At 40.5% G+C, this 18,101-nt stretch carries 15 protein-coding genes and 1 tRNA gene; 15 read left to right on the top strand and 1 reads right to left on the bottom strand.

The window, feature by feature from the left end; all coding sequences use genetic code 11:
- Positions 1 to 115: 115 nt before the first annotated feature.
- From OD757_RS14470 to OD757_RS14420, 11 genes are all read left to right on the top strand, one after another.
- Positions 116 to 191 (top strand) — tRNA-Trp (locus OD757_RS14470).
- A gap of 76 nt (positions 192 to 267) precedes the next feature.
- A complete protein-coding gene (secE, locus tag OD757_RS14465; RefSeq protein WP_009393035.1) occupies positions 268 to 708 on the top strand; it encodes a preprotein translocase subunit SecE in 441 nt (146 codons plus the stop codon).
- A gap of 7 nt (positions 709 to 715) precedes the next feature.
- The gene (gene nusG / locus OD757_RS14460) at positions 716 to 1,249 is read left to right on the top strand and encodes a transcription termination/antitermination protein NusG (protein WP_003654499.1); all 534 of its coding nucleotides are present in this window, start codon (positions 716 to 718) and stop codon (positions 1,247 to 1,249) included.
- Between the two features lie 109 nt (positions 1,250 to 1,358).
- On the top strand, positions 1,359 to 1,787 hold the full coding sequence (gene rplK / locus OD757_RS14455; protein WP_001074682.1) for a 50S ribosomal protein L11: 429 nt from the start codon (positions 1,359 to 1,361) through the stop codon (positions 1,785 to 1,787).
- Positions 1,788 to 1,790: 3 nt separating this feature from the next.
- Positions 1,791 to 2,486 carry a 50S ribosomal protein L1 gene (gene rplA, locus OD757_RS14450; protein WP_004795104.1) on the top strand — a complete coding sequence of 232 codons (696 nt, stop codon included), beginning with the start codon at positions 1,791 to 1,793 and terminating at the stop codon, positions 2,484 to 2,486.
- A 313-nt stretch (positions 2,487 to 2,799) separates the two neighbouring features.
- Positions 2,800 to 3,306 carry a 50S ribosomal protein L10 gene (gene rplJ / locus OD757_RS14445; RefSeq protein WP_009393103.1) on the top strand — a complete coding sequence of 169 codons (507 nt, stop codon included), beginning with the start codon at positions 2,800 to 2,802 and terminating at the stop codon, positions 3,304 to 3,306.
- A 48-nt stretch (positions 3,307 to 3,354) separates the two neighbouring features.
- Positions 3,355 to 3,723, top strand: coding sequence for a 50S ribosomal protein L7/L12 (gene rplL, locus OD757_RS14440; protein WP_009393209.1), 369 nt, complete (start codon positions 3,355 to 3,357; stop codon positions 3,721 to 3,723).
- 305 nt (positions 3,724 to 4,028) lie between these two features.
- Positions 4,029 to 8,117, top strand: coding sequence for a DNA-directed RNA polymerase subunit beta (gene rpoB, locus OD757_RS14435; RefSeq protein ID WP_009392999.1), 4,089 nt, complete (start codon positions 4,029 to 4,031; stop codon positions 8,115 to 8,117).
- 86 nt (positions 8,118 to 8,203) lie between these two features.
- The gene (rpoC, locus tag OD757_RS14430) at positions 8,204 to 12,397 is read left to right on the top strand and encodes a DNA-directed RNA polymerase subunit beta' (RefSeq protein WP_009393136.1); all 4,194 of its coding nucleotides are present in this window, start codon (positions 8,204 to 8,206) and stop codon (positions 12,395 to 12,397) included.
- A gap of 177 nt (positions 12,398 to 12,574) precedes the next feature.
- Positions 12,575 to 12,940 carry a hypothetical protein gene (locus tag OD757_RS14425; RefSeq protein ID WP_005301737.1) on the top strand — a complete coding sequence of 122 codons (366 nt, stop codon included), beginning with the start codon at positions 12,575 to 12,577 and terminating at the stop codon, positions 12,938 to 12,940.
- A gap of 218 nt (positions 12,941 to 13,158) precedes the next feature.
- Positions 13,159 to 13,515 carry a hypothetical protein gene (locus OD757_RS14420; RefSeq protein ID WP_034678966.1) on the top strand — a complete coding sequence of 119 codons (357 nt, stop codon included), beginning with the start codon at positions 13,159 to 13,161 and terminating at the stop codon, positions 13,513 to 13,515.
- A gap of 46 nt (positions 13,516 to 13,561) precedes the next feature.
- Here OD757_RS14420 and OD757_RS14415 read toward each other — a convergent pair whose 3' ends face one another.
- Positions 13,562 to 14,047, bottom strand: a complete 486-nt coding sequence (locus OD757_RS14415) for a DUF4442 domain-containing protein (RefSeq protein ID WP_034678968.1) — start codon at positions 14,045 to 14,047, stop codon at positions 13,562 to 13,564.
- Between the two features lie 117 nt (positions 14,048 to 14,164).
- On the opposite strand from OD757_RS14415, the gene OD757_RS14410 reads away from it, so the two are divergent.
- From OD757_RS14410 to OD757_RS14395, 4 genes are all read left to right on the top strand, one after another.
- The gene (locus tag OD757_RS14410) at positions 14,165 to 15,043 is read left to right on the top strand and encodes an alpha/beta fold hydrolase (protein ID WP_263032290.1); all 879 of its coding nucleotides are present in this window, start codon (positions 14,165 to 14,167) and stop codon (positions 15,041 to 15,043) included.
- Between the two features lie 101 nt (positions 15,044 to 15,144).
- Positions 15,145 to 16,569 carry a Na+/H+ antiporter family protein gene (locus OD757_RS14405; RefSeq protein WP_263032289.1) on the top strand — a complete coding sequence of 475 codons (1,425 nt, stop codon included), beginning with the start codon at positions 15,145 to 15,147 and terminating at the stop codon, positions 16,567 to 16,569.
- A gap of 329 nt (positions 16,570 to 16,898) precedes the next feature.
- Positions 16,899 to 17,480, top strand: a complete 582-nt coding sequence (locus tag OD757_RS14400; RefSeq protein ID WP_263032288.1) for an OmpW/AlkL family protein — start codon at positions 16,899 to 16,901, stop codon at positions 17,478 to 17,480.
- 186 nt (positions 17,481 to 17,666) lie between these two features.
- A complete protein-coding gene (locus OD757_RS14395; RefSeq protein ID WP_263032287.1) occupies positions 17,667 to 18,020 on the top strand; it encodes a lysozyme inhibitor LprI family protein in 354 nt (117 codons plus the stop codon).
- The last annotated feature ends 81 nt before the right edge of the window (positions 18,021 to 18,101 follow it).

Here is an 18,101-nt window from a genome sequence, read left to right as displayed (position 1 = left end):
CCGTGAAGGTGGTCGTACTGTAGGTGCTGGTGTTGTTGCGAAAGTAACTGCATAAGCATAATATAGTGACGGATTACGTCTCAGGTTGAGGGCTTTGGCTCTCAACTTGCATTATAGGTCAGTAGTTCAATTGGTAGAGCGTCGGTCTCCAAAACCGAATGTTGGGGGTTCGAGTCCCTCCTGGCCTGCCATATTTTTCAAATAAAAAGCTTGATGCTGGCTTAGTTGTTCATATAATAAGTCGCGAGTTCTACGACGAGTACAAAAATGTCGAATGATAAATCGCGTGACGCATTGAGCGACGCGCCAATTCCTCAAAGAAATAATTCTGCTGAAGTTGTTCGTTCTGGTTCGCCTCTAGATATTGTTCTATGGGTGGTTGCAATTGCATTATTGTTTTTAGCCATTATGGTGAATCAGTATTTACCAGCGTATTGGGCGCCTGCAAATAATATTTGGGTGCGCGTTGGGGCAATTTTTGCTTGTATCGTTGTGGCTTTAGGTTTATTATACGCCACCCATCAAGGTAAAGGCTTCGTTCGTTTGCTAAAAGATGCACGAGTCGAATTGCGTCGAGTAACTTGGCCAACAAAACAAGAAACAGTCACGACATCGTGGCAGGTTCTATTGGTTGTAGTTGTTGCATCATTGGTTTTATGGTGCTTTGACTATGGTTTGGGTTGGTTAATTAAGTTGATTATCGGGTAAAAGAGCTATGAAACGTTGGTACATTATTCATGCCTACTCTGGCTATGAAAAACAAGTGTTGCGTTCGCTTACAGAACGAATCCAGCGTAGCGCTGTTGCTGATAGCTTTGGTGATGTCCTTGTTCCTACCGAAGAAGTGGTAGAAATGAAGGATGGTAAGAAACGTAAATCTGAACGTAAATTCTTTCCTGGCTATGTATTAGTCGAAATGGAAATGAATGATGATACTTGGCATATCGTTAAAGAATGTCCAAAGGTTCTAGGTTTTATCGGTGGTACACCTGAAAAACCAGCGCCAATCACTCAGCGTGAAGCAGATGCGATTCTTGCGCGTGTACGTAATACAGGTGAAGCACCACGTCCTAAGACGATGTTTGAACCTGGTGAAGAATTACTTGTTATTGACGGTCCATTCACAGACTTTAAAGGTGTGGTGGAAGAAGTTCAATACGAAAAGTCACGTTTAACGTTGACGATTAATGTATTTAATCGACCAACTCAGGTTGAACTCGAATTTCGCCAAGTCGAAAAAACGATTTAATCTTAATTGGTTGAAAAGCGCCCGATTTTATCGGGCATTGTTGTTGTAACAGTAGTGTTGCGTAAAGATTGGGGAGCCTAGCGGCGTTCGTACCCAGAGGTATTTTAAAATGGCTAAGAAGATTGACGGCTATATCAAGCTGCAAGTTCCAGCTGGTAAAGCAAATCCATCTCCACCAATTGGTCCTGCATTAGGTCAACGTGGTGTAAACATCATGGCATTCTGTAAAGAATTCAATGCTGCTACACAAAAAGTTGAACCAGGTCTTCCAATTCCTGTAGTGATTACTGTGTACAACGACAAGTCGTTCACATTCATCATGAAAACTCCTCCAGCTTCTATTCTTCTTAAGAAAGCTGCTGGTATCCAAAAGGGTTCATCTGTACCAAACAAAACTAAAGTTGGTAAGTTGACTCGTGCTCAGTTAGAAGAAATTGCGACTACTAAAGAACCAGATTTAACTGGTGCTGATTTAGACGCACGTGTACGTACCATTGCTGGTTCTGCGCGTTCTATGGGCTTGGAAGTGGAGCTATAAGACATGGCAAAGTTAACTAAACGTCAAAAAGCCATTGCTGCTGCTGTTGAAGCAAACAAAGTTTACACTTTGGAAGAAGCAGTGCAAGTTCTTAACAGCCTACCTGCTGCGAAATTCAAAGAATCTTTGGATGTAGCTGTAAATCTTGGTGTAGACCCACGTAAATCTGATCAGGTTGTTCGTGGTGCGACTACATTACCTGCTGGTACTGGTAAAACTGTACGTGTAGCTGTGTTTGCTCAAGGTGCGCAAGCAGAAGCTGCTAAAGAAGCTGGTGCAGACATCGTAGGTTTTGATGACCTTGCTGAAAGCATTCAAGGCGGAAACCTTGACTTTGATGTTGTAATCGCTGCTCCTGATGCTATGCGTGTTGTTGGTAAGCTCGGTACAATTCTTGGTCCACGTGGTTTAATGCCAAACCCTAAAGTTGGTACTGTAACTCCTGATGTAGCGAATGCTGTTAAAAACGCTAAATCTGGTCAGGCTCGTTACCGTGTAGACAAAGCGGGTATTATCCATGCTGCGATCGGTCAATTAGGCTTTGAAGCTGCTGCTATCCGTCAAAACGTTGAAACTTTAGTTGCTGACTTGAAAAAGTTAAAACCTGCAACTTCTAAAGGTGTATACATCAAAAAGATCACTTTGAGCTCAACTATGGGTCCTGGTCTTACTGTTGATGTAAGCAACGTTTCTAACTAAGTTTAAAACTTGGTCAAGAATTTTAAAGTCCTGATTGAGGGCAGAGTATAAAAATCATAGGTTTTTATACTCATTCAAAGTATTGCTTTGTTTCCTCACTCATCAGGCGGACTTTGAATTGATAAATGTAAATTTATCAGCGTCAAAGACCACAGGCGAAGAGACTTCTTTTGAATATCTTCTTAATAACCCAGCCTGCGTAGACGCGGTGGTGTGATTTATTCCTCCTCCGCGTGCAAGTCAAATCCTTATTGACTTGCGAATTGGGAGTGTACTTTTTTGAGTACATAAATCACCGTTAGGAGGTTTTACAATGGCTCTTCTTATTGAAAGCAAAAAACAGATCGTTGCTGAAGTAGCTCAAACTGCTTCTACAGCGTTCGCTGCCGTTGTTGCTGACTATCAAGGTTTAACCGTTGAGCAATTAACTACTCTTCGTGTTGAAGCTCGTAAACTAGGTGTTTCTACACGCGTTGTACGTAACACTTTGGCTAAACGTGCTCTTCAAGATACGCAATTTGCAATCTTGAATGACAACCTTGTTGGCCCAACAATCTTAGCATTCTCAACTTCTGAAGACGATATGGGTGCAGCTGCACGCTTGTTTGAAGAATTTGCTAAAACTAACAAAGCATTTGAATTAAAAGCTGCTGCATTTGACGGCAAACTTTATCAAGGTGCTGAAGTTAGCGTTATCGCAAACCTTCCAAACCAAGAAAAAGCGCTTACTATGCTCGCATCTGTTCTTCAAGCTCCTATTTCGAAATTGGGTCGCTTACTTACAGCGCTTCAAGAGAAAAACGAGTCAGAAGCTGCTTAAGCTTAAATCTACTTCCACACCATTCAATACCCATTTGGAGTTAATCTCATGGCTTTAACAAACGAAGAAATCCTAAACGCAGTTGCTGAAAAAACTGTTCTTGAACTTGTTGAACTTATTTCTGCTTTTGAAGAGAAATTCAACGTATCTGCTGCTGCTGTAGCTGTAGCTGCTCCTGCTGCTGGCGCTGCTGCTGCTGAAGAACAAACTGAATTCAACGTTGAGTTGACTTCTTTTGGTGCTAACAAAGTAGCTGTAATTAAAGCGGTTCGTGAAGCAACTGGCCTTGGTCTTAAAGAAGCTAAAGACCTAGTTGAAGGTGCTCCACAAGTTCTTAAAGAAGGCATTTCTAAAGAAGAAGGCGAAGAACTTAAGAAGAAACTTGAAGAAGCTGGTGCTACAGTTACACTTAAGTAATTGTAAAAGGAGTCGGTTTTTAAATCGGCTCCATAAAATGGCTGATGGCTCTTGGGTCATCAGCCTTTTTGCGTTACAATAATCGGCTCGATTTTTGTTTGTTCTGTACAATAACTGTTATATTTCAGAATAATTGAAGTAATTTCAAATGTTTACCAATATTTTTCTTTTTAAAAAATATTGTTAAGCGTTTTAATACCACTAAAAATTGCAGCATTTGTAAACAGTGGTGGCCATATCGGCCTGTGTAATTCCTTCTGAGCCCGTTCTGCAGGCGGGCTTGGTTTACTTTCCGAGGACTCCAGATGGCATACTCATATACCGAAAAGAAACGGATCCGTAAGAATTTTGGTAAATTGCCCCAAGTAATGGAAGCACCGTACTTACTTTCGATTCAGGTCGACTCGTATAGAACGTTCTTGCAAGGTGGCAAATCCCCAAAAAACCGCGAAGATATCGGTCTCCAAGCCGCATTTCGTTCAGTTTTTCCTATAGAAAGTTATTCTGGCAATGCTGCTTTAGAATTTGTTGAGTATAGCCTTGGTAAGCCTGAGTTTGATGTGCGTGAATGTATTTTACGTGGTTCGACTTATGCGGCACCAATGCGCGTAAAAATTCGTTTGATTATTAAAGATCGCGAAACTAAATCTATTAAAGACGTACGTGAACAAGAAGTCTACATGGGTGAAATGCCACTCATGACTGACAATGGTACCTTTGTAATCAATGGTACTGAGCGTGTGATTGTATCTCAATTACACCGTTCACCTGGTGTGTTCTTCGATCACGATAAAGGCAAAACACATTCAAGTGGTAAAGTACTTTATTCTGCACGTATTATTCCTTACCGTGGTTCATGGTTAGATTTTGAATTTGATGCAAAAGATTTAGTTTATGTACGTATTGACCGTCGTCGTAAATTATTAGCAACTGTTGTGTTGCGTGCATTGGGTTATAACAATGAACAAATTTTGAATTTGTTCTATGAAAAAGTGCCTGTATATCTTGATATGGGTAGCTATCAAATTGACCTCGTTCCAGATCGTCTGCGTGGCGAAATGGCGCAATTTGATATTGCTGACAATGACGGTAAAATTATTGTTGAGCAAGGTAAGCGTATTAATGCACGTCATGTACGTCAAATGGAAGCTTCTGGTCTAGCTAAGCTATCAGTTCCTGATGAGTACCTGTATGAGCGTATCACTGCCGAAGATATTACTTTACGTAATGGTGACGTGATTCCTGCAAATACATTGTTAAGCCATGAAGTTATGGTGAAACTGGCAGAAGGTGGTGTTAAACAGTTCAATATCTTGTTTACGAACGATATTGACCGTGGTTCATTTGTTGCTGACTCATTACGTGCTGACACAACATCTGGTCGTGAAGAAGCATTAGTTGAAATCTATAAAGTAATGCGTCCAGGCGAGCCGCCAACAAAAGAAGCTGCTGAAAACTTATTTAATAACTTATTCTTCTCTTCTGAACGTTATGACTTATCTCCAGTAGGTCGTATGAAATTCAACCGTCGTTTGGGTCGTCCATACGAAGTTGGTACTGACCAGAAGTCACGTGAAGTAGAAGGTATTTTATCGCACGAAGATATCATCGATGTATTACGTACATTAGTTGAAATCCGTAACGGTAAAGGTGAAGTCGATGATATCGATCACTTGGGTAACCGTCGTGTACGTTCTGTTGGTGAAATGACTGAAAACCAATTCCGTGTTGGTTTGGTTCGCGTTGAACGTGCTGTTAAAGAACGTTTAAGCCAAGCAGAAACAGATAATTTATCTCCGCAAGATCTAATTAACGCTAAGCCAGTTGCAGCTGCGATCAAAGAATTCTTTGGTTCAAGCCAATTGTCTCAGTTCATGGATCAAAACAACCCATTATCTGAGATTACACATAAACGTCGTGTTTCAGCGCTTGGACCGGGTGGTTTAACGCGTGAACGTGCGGGCTTTGAAGTACGTGACGTACATCAAACTCACTATGGTCGTGTATGTCCAATTGAAACACCGGAAGGTCCAAACATTGGTTTGATCAACTCGCTTTCTGTTTATGCAAAAGCAAATGATTTTGGTTTCTTGGAAACACCTTACCGTAAAGTGGTAGATGGCCGAGTAACTGATGAAGTTGAATACCTTTCTGCTATTGAAGAAGTAGGTACTGTTATTGCACAGGCCGATTCTGCTGTAGATAAAGATGGTAACTTAACAGAAGATTTTGTTTCTGTTCGTCATCAAGGTGAATTTGTACGTATGCCACCTGAAAAAGTGACGCATATGGATGTATCTGCACAGCAGGTTGTATCTGTAGCTGCTTCGCTTATTCCATTCCTTGAACACGATGATGCAAACCGTGCATTAATGGGTTCAAACATGCAACGTCAGGCAGTTCCTACTCTACGTGCGGATAAACCGCTTGTAGGTACAGGTATGGAAGCGAACGTTGCTCGTGACTCGGGTGTATGTGTGATCGCAAACCGTGGTGGTGCGATTGAATATGTAGATGCTTCTCGTATCGTTATTCGTGTAAACGAAGATGAAATGATTGCAGGTGAGGCTGGTGTAGATATTTACAACCTCATTAAATACACACGTTCTAACCAAAACACCTGTATTAACCAAAATATTATCGTGAATTTGGGCGACAAAGTTGCTCGCGGTGACATTTTGGCAGACGGTCCGTCAACAGATATGGGTGAGCTTGCGCTTGGTCAAAACATGCGTGTAGCGTTCATGACGTGGAATGGTTATAACTACGAAGACTCGATCTTGTTATCTGAGCGTGTACTTCAAGAAGACCGTTTAACTTCTATTCATATTCAAGAATTATCATGTGTAGCACGTGATACTAAGTTAGGTGCAGAAGAAATTACTGCCGATATTCCTAACGTAGGTGAAGCTGCACTTTCTAAACTTGATGAATCAGGTATCGTTTATATCGGTGCTGAAGTTACTGCTGGTGACATCCTTGTTGGTAAAGTAACGCCTAAAGGTGAAACTCAGTTAACTCCTGAAGAAAAATTGCTTCGTGCAATCTTCGGTGAGAAAGCAGCTGACGTTAAAGACTCATCTTTACGTGTTCCATCTGGTACTAAAGGTACAGTTATCGATGTTCAAGTCTTCACTCGTGATGGCTTAGAGAAAGATGACCGTGCGTTAGCAATTGAAAAAGCACAGCTTGACTCTTACCGTAAAGACTTGAAAGAAGAATATAAGATCTTTGAAGAAGCAGCTCGTGAGCGTGTAATTCGTTTGCTTAAAGGCCAAGAATCTAACGGTGGTGGTTCGACTAAACGTGGCGACAAGCTCGTTGAAGATATGCTATCTGGTTTAGAGCTTGTTGACTTACTTGAAATCCAACCTACAGACGAAGCAATTGCTGAACGTTTATCTCAAATTCAAGTGTTCTTGAAAGAGAAGAGCGCAGAAATTGATGAGAAGTTTGCAGAGAAGAAACGTAAGCTTTCGACTGGTGATGAGTTAACAACAGGCGTTCTGAAAGTTGTTAAAGTTTACCTAGCAGTTAAACGTCGCATTCAGCCTGGTGATAAAATGGCTGGTCGTCACGGTAACAAAGGTGTTGTATCTAATATTTTACCTGTTGAAGACATGCCACACGATGCGAACGGTGTACCAGTAGATATCGTATTGAACCCATTGGGTGTACCATCTCGTATGAACGTGGGTCAGATTCTTGAGACTCACTTGGGTATGGCGGCTAAAGGGCTTGGCGATAAAATCGAAAAAATGTTGAAAGAACAGCGTACAGTTTTAGAACTTCGCGAATTCTTAGACAAGATTTATAACAAAGTTGGTGGCGAGCAAGAAGATCTTGATAGCTTAACTGATGCTGAAGTTTTAGCTCTTTCTGGCAACTTACGTGCTGGTGTGCCTTTAGCTACTCCTGTATTTGATGGTGCTGAAGAAAGCCAAATTAAAGACTTACTTGAATTAGCTGACATTTCACGTACTGGTCAAACAGTATTGTTTGATGGTCGTACGGGTGAACAGTTTGATCGTCCTGTAACTGTAGGTTACATGTACATGCTCAAATTGAACCACTTGGTTGATGACAAAATGCATGCGCGTTCAACTGGTTCTTATTCACTTGTTACACAGCAACCGCTTGGTGGTAAAGCACAGTTCGGTGGTCAGCGTTTCGGTGAGATGGAGGTCTGGGCACTTGAAGCTTACGGCGCAGCATATACTCTTCAAGAGATGTTAACTGTTAAGTCGGATGACGTTGAAGGTCGTACACGCATCTATAAGAATATTGTAGATGGTAACCATTATATGGATCCGGGTATGCCTGAATCGTTCAACGTATTGACCAAAGAGATCCGTTCTTTAGGTATCAACATTGAACTGAAAAATGGTGACTAAGTCGTAAGACTCACGATTTTTTAGGAAAAAACAATATTTGTGACCCAGTCGGGTAAGCGTTGCTTCCCGACACACGGAGAAAAAAATTGAAAGACTTGCTCGATATCATGCGTAAGAAAACGGACTCAGATGGTCATGCACCAATTGAGTTTGACCGTATCCGTATTGGTCTTGCGTCACCAGAAATGATTAAGTCATGGTCTCATGGTGAAGTTAAAAAACCTGAGACAATTAACTACCGTACGTTTAAACCAGAACGTGACGGTTTGTTCTGTGCCAAAATTTTTGGTCCAGTAAAAGATTACGAATGCTTGTGTGGTAAATACAAGCGTATGAAATACAAAGGCGTCATTTGTGAAAAATGTGGCGTTGAAGTAACTACAGCGAAAGTTCGTCGTGAACGTATGGGTCACATTGAACTCGCTTCTCCAGTTGCACATATCTGGTTCTTAAAATCGTTACCATCTCGTATCGGTTTATTACTTGATATGACACTTCGTGATATCGAACGCGTATTGTATTTCGAATCATACGTTGTAACTGATCCTGGTATGACTCCGTTTGAAAAGTATCAACTTTTAACAGACGAAGAATACTTCAATGCACTTGAAGAGCACGGTGATGAATTCACTGCGAAAATGGGTGCAGAAGCGATTCAGGACTTATTAAAAGATATCGATCTTGAAGCTGAAATCGCACGTTTACGTGAAGAAATTCCTCAAACAACTTCTGAAACGAAGTTGAAAAAAGCGTCTAAACGCTTGAAATTGATGGAAGCATTCAACGATTCAAACAACAAGCCAGAATGGATGGTGATGAATGTACTTCCTGTACTTCCACCTGATTTACGTCCATTAGTTCCACTTGAAGGTGGTCGTTTCGCGACTTCTGACTTGAACGATTTATATCGTCGTGTCATTAACCGCAACAACCGTTTGAAGCGTCTTCTTGATCTTGCAGCACCAGACATTATCGTACGTAACGAAAAACGTATGTTACAAGAGTCTGTAGATGCATTACTTGATAACGGTCGTCGTGGTCGTGCAATTACCGGTTCTAACAAGCGTCCATTAAAATCTTTGGCAGATATGATCAAAGGTAAACAAGGTCGTTTCCGTCAGAACTTACTTGGTAAGCGTGTTGACTATTCTGGTCGTTCGGTAATTACTGTAGGTCCTACTTTACGTCTTCACCAATGTGGTCTTCCGAAAAAAATGGCACTTGAATTATTCAAACCATTTATTTTTGCGAAACTACAAGCTTCAGGTCAAGCAACAACCATTAAAGCTGCGAAGAAAATGGTTGAGCGCGAGACTCCAGAAGTTTGGGACGTTCTTGCTTCTGTAATTCGTCAACATCCAGTAATGTTGAACCGTGCGCCAACACTTCACCGTTTAGGTCTTCAAGCATTTGAACCTATTCTTATTGAAGGTAAGGCAATCCGTCTTCACCCACTCGTTTGTGCTGCGTTTAACGCCGACTTCGATGGTGACCAAATGGCGGTACACGTTCCATTGACACTTGAAGCACAGTTAGAAGCTCGTGCATTGATGATGTCAACAAACAACATCTTGTCACCAGCGAATGGTGAGCCGATCATCGTTCCTTCTCAGGACGTTGTCTTGGGTCTTTACTACATCACGCGTGATGCAGTAAATGCTAAAGGCGAAGGCATGGTGTTTGCTGATACTCACGAAGTAAACCGTGCACTTGCAACTGGTCAAGTTGCGATTCATGCTCGTGTTAAAGTACGTGTACATCAAACTGTTATCAATGAAAATGGTGAACGTGAACACGGAACTATTATTGTTGATACGACACCAGGTCGTTGTTTGCTTTGGGAAGTTGTTCCACAAGGCTTAAGCTTTGACATGATCAACCTTGAGATGACTAAAAAGAATATCTCGAAGTTAATCAACTCTTGCTACCGTAAACTTGGTTTGAAAGATACCGTTATCTTTGCTGACCAATTAATGTACTTGGGCTTCCGTCAAGCGACTCGTTCAGGTGTATCTGTAGGTATGGAAGACATGCTCATTCCACCTACTAAGCACACAATTATTGATAAAGCAGAAACAGAAGTTCGTGAAATCGAACAACAGTTCGAACAAGGTTTCGTAACTGCTGGTGAGCGTTATAACAAAGTTGTCGATATCTGGGCGCGTACAAACGACCAAGTTGCTAAAGCGATGATGGATAACTTGTCTTATACACTTGTGAAAAACAAACAAGGTGAAGACGAGAAGCAAAAATCATTTAACAGCATCTATATGATGTCTGACTCTGGTGCCCGTGGTAGTGCGGCACAGATTCGTCAGCTTGCTGGTATGCGTGGCTTGATGGCAAAACCGGATGGTTCGATTATCGAAACACCGATTAAAGCGAACTTCCGTGAAGGTTTGACAGTACTTCAGTACTTCATTTCAACACACGGTGCGCGTAAAGGTTTGGCCGATACAGCATTAAAAACTGCGAACTCTGGTTACTTGACACGTCGTCTTGTAGACGTAGCGCAAGATTTAGTAATTACCGAGCCTGACTGTGGTACAGCGGGTGGTTTGGTAATGACTCCATTCATTCAAGGTGGCGATGTTATCGAGCCATTACGTGACCGTGTATTGGGTCGTGTAACAGCTGAAGATGTACGTCGTGCATCAGATGATGAAGTTGTATTACCTCGTGGTACGTTAATTGACGAAAAAATCGCAGCTCATCTTGAAGAGGCGGGTGTCGATGAAGTCAAAGTACGTTCAGTAATTGCTTGTGAATCTGCTTTTGGTGTATGTGCTAGATGTTATGGCCGTGACCTTGCACGTGGTCACTTGGTGAACCCAGGTGAGTCAGTTGGTGTAATGGCTGCACAGTCTATTGGTGAACCAGGTACACAGTTAACAATGCGTACGTTCCACGTGGGTGGTGCTGCGAGCCGAACTTCTGCTGCAAACAGTGTTCAAGTACGTAACAAAGGTACTGTACGTTTCCATAACGTGAAAACTGTACAACATGCAAAAGGTCACTTGGTTTCAGTTTCTCGTTCAGGTGAAATTGGTATTGCCGATGATTTAGGTCGTGAACGCGAGCGCTATAAACTTCCTTACGGTGCAAGCATCTTGTTGAAAGATGGTGAGTCTGTAGAAGCTGGCGGTATTGTGGCGACTTGGGATCCGCATACACATCCACTTGTTACAGAAGTTGCTGGTAAAGCACGTTTCAGCCAAATTGCTGATGGCGTAACTGCAACATCAAAAACTGATGATGCAACTGGTATGACTACTGTTGAAATCTTGCCTGTAACAGCTCGTCCTGCTTCTGGTAAAGATTTACGTCCTGCAATCGTGTTGGATACAACAGATGGTGGCGAACAGTTCTACTTCTTGCCACAAAATACAATCGTAACTGTCCGTGATGGCGAAACGATCGGTGTGGGTGACGTTATTGGTCGTGTACCACAAGAAACATCACGTACTCGTGATATTACCGGTGGTCTTCCGCGTGTAGCTGACTTGTTCGAAGCACGTAAACCGAAAGAACATGCGATTCTTGCAGAAGTTTCAGGTGTTGTAAGCTTCGGTAAAGAGACTAAAGGTAAAAACCGTTTAGTGATTACTCCTGATGATGGTTCTGAGATTTACGAAGAATTGATTCCAAAATGGCGTCAAATCAACGTGTTCGAAGGCGAGCATGTGAACCGTGGTGAGACTATTTCTGATGGTCCACAGAACCCGCATGACATCTTACGTTTGAAAGGTGAAGTTGCATTAACTAACTACATCGTGAACGAAGTTCAAGACGTATACCGTCTCCAAGGTGTAAAAATCAACGACAAACATATTGAAGTTATCGTACGTCAAATGTTGCGTAAAGTTGATATAACTGATGGTGGCGATACAAGCTTTATTAAAGGCGAGCAAGTGGATTACATCCGCGTTGTTCAAGAGAACCAAGCTGTCTTGGCTCAGAACAAGTTCCCTGCGAAGTTTGAACGTCAATTAATGGGTATTACGAAAGCATCGCTTTCTACTGACTCGTTCATCTCTGCTGCATCGTTCCAGGAAACAACTCGTGTGTTAACTGAAGCGGCTGTAACAGGTAAAGAAGATGATTTACGTGGCTTGAAAGAAAACGTTGTAGTAGGTCGCTTGATTCCAGCAGGTACTGGTCTTGCATACCACTTAGAACGTCGTCGTCAAGAAGCAGAAGCTGCTGAGCATGAACTTCATAATGACTTCAGCGAAGTAGACCAAGCATTCAGCCAAGCATTAAACTCAGAACAGTTCTAAGTTTAGACTGGCACTAAAAAAGGCACCTCAGGGTGCCTTTTTTTATATGTACCGATAACAATTAAAAGTGGTAATTACATAAACATATTAAAGAGCCATTATTTTATTACTTAAGCGGGATAAACACTCCACAAAAACAGATTAGGCTACAAGCTTCTGAGGACTGGAGTAAATCTAATGAAAAAAATGATGATGATTGTAAGTGTTGGCCTGATGTCAACAACTTTATTTGTTGGTTGCCAGAATGCAAGCCCAGAAAGTAAACGTATTGGTTCAGCTGCGATTGGTGGTGGTGCAGGTGGTGCTGTAGGGAAACATGTGGGCGGTAATATCGGTGCAGGTTTAGGAGCGGCACTTGGTGCTGGTGTTGCAGCCAATGCAAAAGGATCTAGTAGTAAAACAGTGCGTAATAGTGCAATTGGTGCCGGGGTTGGTGCGGTGTTAGGTGGCGCAATCATCGGTGGCGACGCTGGTGCTGCTACAGGTGGAGCACTTGGTGGTAGTGCGGGCGCAGCTTATGAAGAGAAGAAAGGGAAGTACTAAAATTACCCTTAGCTATATTTAATTCATAGAAGTCTTTATCTTAGTAAAGACTTCTTTTTTTGACCGCTTTTTATCTTTGAAATTTTGCTTAATTATAATAAATAGAAGAGCTTTACAAAATATCTATCGATTAGGACAGATGAATAACACAATCTGATCAAATTCCTCATAAAAGAGGATTATTCTTTTTATTAGAACAGGTAGTAGTGAGTACGGTCATGAAAAAAACAATTGGATTAGTTTCTGCTTTAATGTTGTCTACCCTTATGTTTACAGGCTGTCAAAATATGAGCCCATCTGACCAGCGTATTGGCGCAGCAGCAGCGGGTGGAGCACTTGGTGGTGGACTAGGTAACCATGTAGGTGGTGGTGTTGGCGCAGGCTTAGGTGCAGCAGTAGGTGCTGGTGTTGGTTCAAATACCCAAGGTGGTAGTAAGCAAACCACTACGAAAAGTGCGATCGGAGCTGGTATCGGTTCTGTAGTAGGTAAAGCAATATTGGGTGGTGACTCTGGTGCTGCAATTGGCGGTGCGATTGGTGGTGGTGCTGGCGCTGCTATTGAAGAGAAGAAATAAAAATTCATAGTTTGAATAAAAATAAGCGCTTTTTCAGCGCTTATTTTTATTGAGGGAAAGGTTTGGCTTTTTTACGTCTGATATAAAGTGTTTTTTTAACTTCGGCAATTCTCACCCCCGATTCATCAAAAATGTTTAGATGATATGTTCTTAAAACAGGTTCGTAGTTTTCGGCAAGCTCACGTATTTGCTCAATCTCAGCTAAATCTACTCGAATATCTGCATGTACAGTACTTCGACCTGGGGAAAGAAAATTAATTTCAGCAGCTTTATCCCAAACAATATATTTTGATCCGAGATGATGCAGCAAAATCATCATGTAAAATGGATCCACCATTGAATAAAGACTGCCCCCAAAATGCGTTCCGACCAAATTTTGGTTTTTCCAAGTCAGAGGCATTTTTACACGTACATGACAAAGTTCTAAATTCATGATTTCAATATAAATCCCTGCTCCTCGATAAGGTGGGTAGTGATTAAATAGGAATTTTGAAATCGTAGGATTGTTCTGAAGTCTTCTGAAAATAGCCATAATAGTCAATTTTTTTTATTGAAACAGTATTCATACTAGATAAGTATCATCTTTTTTATATTGATGGCAATGCTCTATCCGACTAACGACATGATCGATTGAAAAACAAGATAGGAAATGATTATGCAGCCAAAAGTTCATACAGTAACAACAAGTGACCAACAAACACTTTGTGCTAAGACATGGGGCGACGAAAAAAATACACCGTTGGTTTTAGTACACGGTTATCCTGATAATCAGGAAGTATGGGAATCAATCATTGAACATTTAATCAATGACTTTTACATTGTCACCTATGATGTACGGGGGGCGGGTTTATCGTCTATACCAAAACGTATACGTGATTACCGTTTAGAACGTTTATCTCTAGATTTACAAGAAGTCGTTGATGAATTATTACCAAATCGTCAATTTCACATGGCTGCACACGATTGGGGTTCAATACAATCTTGGGAGTCGGCAACAGAACCTAAGTTTAAAGGGCGATTATTATCCTATACAACAATTTCAGGACCTTGTCTTGATCATGCCGCTTTATTCTTACGTGACAAATTTAAATCTGCACCAAGCCATGTTTTAAAAATATTAACGAAGTCTTGGTATATCGGTGCATTCCATCTTCCATTACTAGCACCAACAGTGTGGTCTCTTTTTAGCCCTGAAAAATGGGGGAAAGTCCTGACTCAGTTGGAGAGAAAAAGCAATTTACCTTTAAATAATAATATTAATGCAGATGGTAAATATGGCATTAATTTATATCGGGCGAATTTTATTCCTCGCTTAACTGGCCCACGTCAACGTTATGCACAGTGCCCAGTCAAAGCAGTTATTTTAAAATATGATACTTTTGTGAGCCCTGAATATATTACTGAGGCTCTGCCAAAGTGGGCAGAAAAATTTGAATATGTAGAGCTTGAAGCAAATCACTGGGCAATTCTAAGTGAGCCCGCGAAAATTGCAGATCATATTCATCAGTTTATTAAGGCTCAAGCTTAATAATTCAGTGACTGCATAAAACAGTTAATTCGGCGATATTTTCGGCTTCATAGATCTGAATCTGATAGAATGTCGCCTTTTGTTTTGCTCTGAATTTATTCATGAATGCTGTCGTTATTGCGATTGCAGTGATGTTTCTATTATCACTGGCGCGCGTTTCTGTCGTACTGACTTTAGTGGTTTCTGCCATTGTAGGCGGCCTTGTAGCAGGTTTAAGCCTTTCTCAAACCGTTGATGCTTTTAACGCTGGTCTTGGCGATGGTGCTGAAGTTGCACTTGCCTATGCTGTGTTGGGGGCGTTTGCCTTGGCACTTTCAAAATCTGGTTTACCTGATTTACTTGCCCATAAACTGATTGGTTTGTTGGGAATGGAAGCGGGGAAAAGCCGCGAAACTAAAGTGAAATATTTATTATTAGGTATTTTACTGATTGCTGCTATTTTCTCTCAAAACCTTATTCCGGTTCATATTGCCTTTATTCCTGTACTTGTTCCGCCATTATTACGGGTAATGAACCATTTAAAGTTAGACCGTCGCGCAGCAGCGTGTGTGCTTACGCTAGGTTTGGTCGGAACTTATATTTTTCTTCCGGTTGGGTTTGGTGCAATTTTCCTTGAACAGATTTTGATGGGAAATATCAACAAAGTTGGCGCAGCGTATGGCTTACATGTAGAGCGTGGCATGATGTCAATTGGTATGGCTATTCCAGTTTTAGGAATGGTTATAGGTACTTTGGTTGCTGTATTTATTAGCTACCGTAAACCAAGAATTTATGCCGATCGCGCTATTACGCCAACTACAACGATTGATTTGGATAAACCTCTTCGTGCAACAGCGCAAGATGAAACAGCTGACTTAAAAGCAGATGCTGAAGAGTTAAAGCATGAGGCAGAGCAAGCGCCCGTCATTGCAAAGAAAACGATCTATATGGCATTGCTTGCAATTGGCTTGACACTCGCTGCACAGCTCTATTCTGGTTCAATGATTTTGGGTGGTTTAGTCGGTTTTGCTGTTCTATCTACCGCCGGAATTTTTAAGTGGCAAGATGCAGATGATGTCTTTGTACAAGGCATGCGGATGATGGCCTTGGTAGGTTTCATTATGATTTCTGCTGCGGGGTTTGCATCGGTAATGACGCATACAGGAGATATTAATCAGTTAGTGAAGGGTGTCGTCGAGATTATTGGAGATAATCGTGCACTTGCAGCTTTCTTAATGCTTTGTATCGGTTTATTTGTCACGATTGGTATTGGTTCGTCTTTCTCAAGTGTGCCTGTACTTGCTGTTATTTATGTGCCTTTATGTGTGCAGTTTGGTTTCTCACCCTTAGCGACGATTGCCCTTATTGGGACTGCAGCAGCATTAGGTGATGCAGGTTCACCAGCTTCTGACTCAACCTTAGGGCCAACAGCTGGTTTAGGTGTAGATGGTCAACATGATCATATTTGGGATACGGTTGTACCTACCTTTATTCACTTTAATATTCCGCTATTAATTTTTGGCTGGATTGCTGCAATGGTTTTATAAGTTTTTTATAAAATATTAAATGATTAACCTTCTTAATAATAATCTTTAGGTTTAAATTAAGAAGGTTTTTTATTGCCTAAGTAAAACATGTATTTAAAATAAATTATATTAAAATGCTCAGAATTATAAAGTATATTAAAATGGTTGGTAATATAGAATAATCTTGATTAATAAGGTTGGTTTTAAAACCAATTAAAATGGTTGGTTAATATATAATTTTATTTAAAACATATATTTAAAAATAAATGATAAATTAATTTTATAATGTGTATTGCATGATTTTAAAATACATGTTTATTATAAATATAAATAAGGTTGGAGATATTAAAGTGTTCAAAAAAGTTTTGGTTGTTGCATTAATGGGGATGTCTTCATTTACATTTGCTGGTAATTGGCAAGTAAAATTTGGTGGTAGTGCTATTGCTCCATCAGAAGATACAACGACTCCTTTGGGTGTGGTAAAAGCAGATCAAGAATATGCATTTACGCCATCAGTAGAATACTTTTTTGGCCAATCTCCATTTTCGGCAGAATTATTATTAGCAACACCAATTAACCATGATGTGTTGTTAGATGGAAACAAAGTAGCGCGTATTAAACAGTTACCACCAACAATTACAGCAAAATATCATTTTAAAAACTCCACTCGTTTCACACCGTATATTGGTGTGGGTGCTACAGCATTTATTCCTTGGGATGAAGAAGGAGTTGCTGACAAAGTAAAAGAAGATTTTGGTGTGGCAGGACAAGTTGGTTTTAATTTTCAACCTGCTGATGCTAAAAACTGGGGAGTATTTGTAGACGTTCGTTATGCAGATTTAAGTCCTGAAGTTACTTTAACAAATGGGACTAAATTTGATTTGGATATTAATCCATTTATTTACACTTTAGGTTATAGCTATAAATTTTAAGCATAATAATAAATAGAACAATATAATAATAAACCTAGACTCAGGCACCTCACATATATTTTATGTGAGGTTTTTTTATGAATTTTATTTGCACTAAAAAAATCATAAAACAGACAGTTTTATACATATCTTATGCCAATTTTTTTCTAAACTAATTTTATTCATTACAAACATGGAAATAAAATCATGAACAAAAAATTAGCAATCTGTTTGGCTCTTTTTAGTGGTATCGCTTTTACACAGAGTTTGCAAGCCGCAAGTTTCTCGTGTGATGCTGCAAAAACGAAAACAGAAAAAAGTATTTGTAAAAACCGCTCTTTAAACGATGCCGATGTCAAAATGGCGACGACCTATCAAATCGTTTTGCATGCTTTACCAATGGGCGGACGGGATAACCAAAAAGATGCTCAGCAGCAATGGTTGAAAAAAAGAAATGCTTGTGCTGCTGGTGTAAGTTGTATTAGCAAAGCTTATCAGCAACGTCAAAAGCAGTTAGATATGATATTGCAAGATAGGGTGTTAAGCCACGGTCCATTTTAATTAGAGTAAAAAATTTTAATATTCAGGATTGAAAAATTCTAGAAGTACTCCATTCATAAAGCATTCGAGAACAAACAGCTT

The organism is Acinetobacter sp. AYS6, from assembly GCF_025630795.1.
Taxonomy (GTDB): Bacteria; Pseudomonadota; Gammaproteobacteria; order Pseudomonadales; family Moraxellaceae; genus Acinetobacter.
The sequence above is the reverse complement of the archived record's forward strand: the minus strand, read 5'-3'. Positions and strand labels throughout refer to the sequence as shown.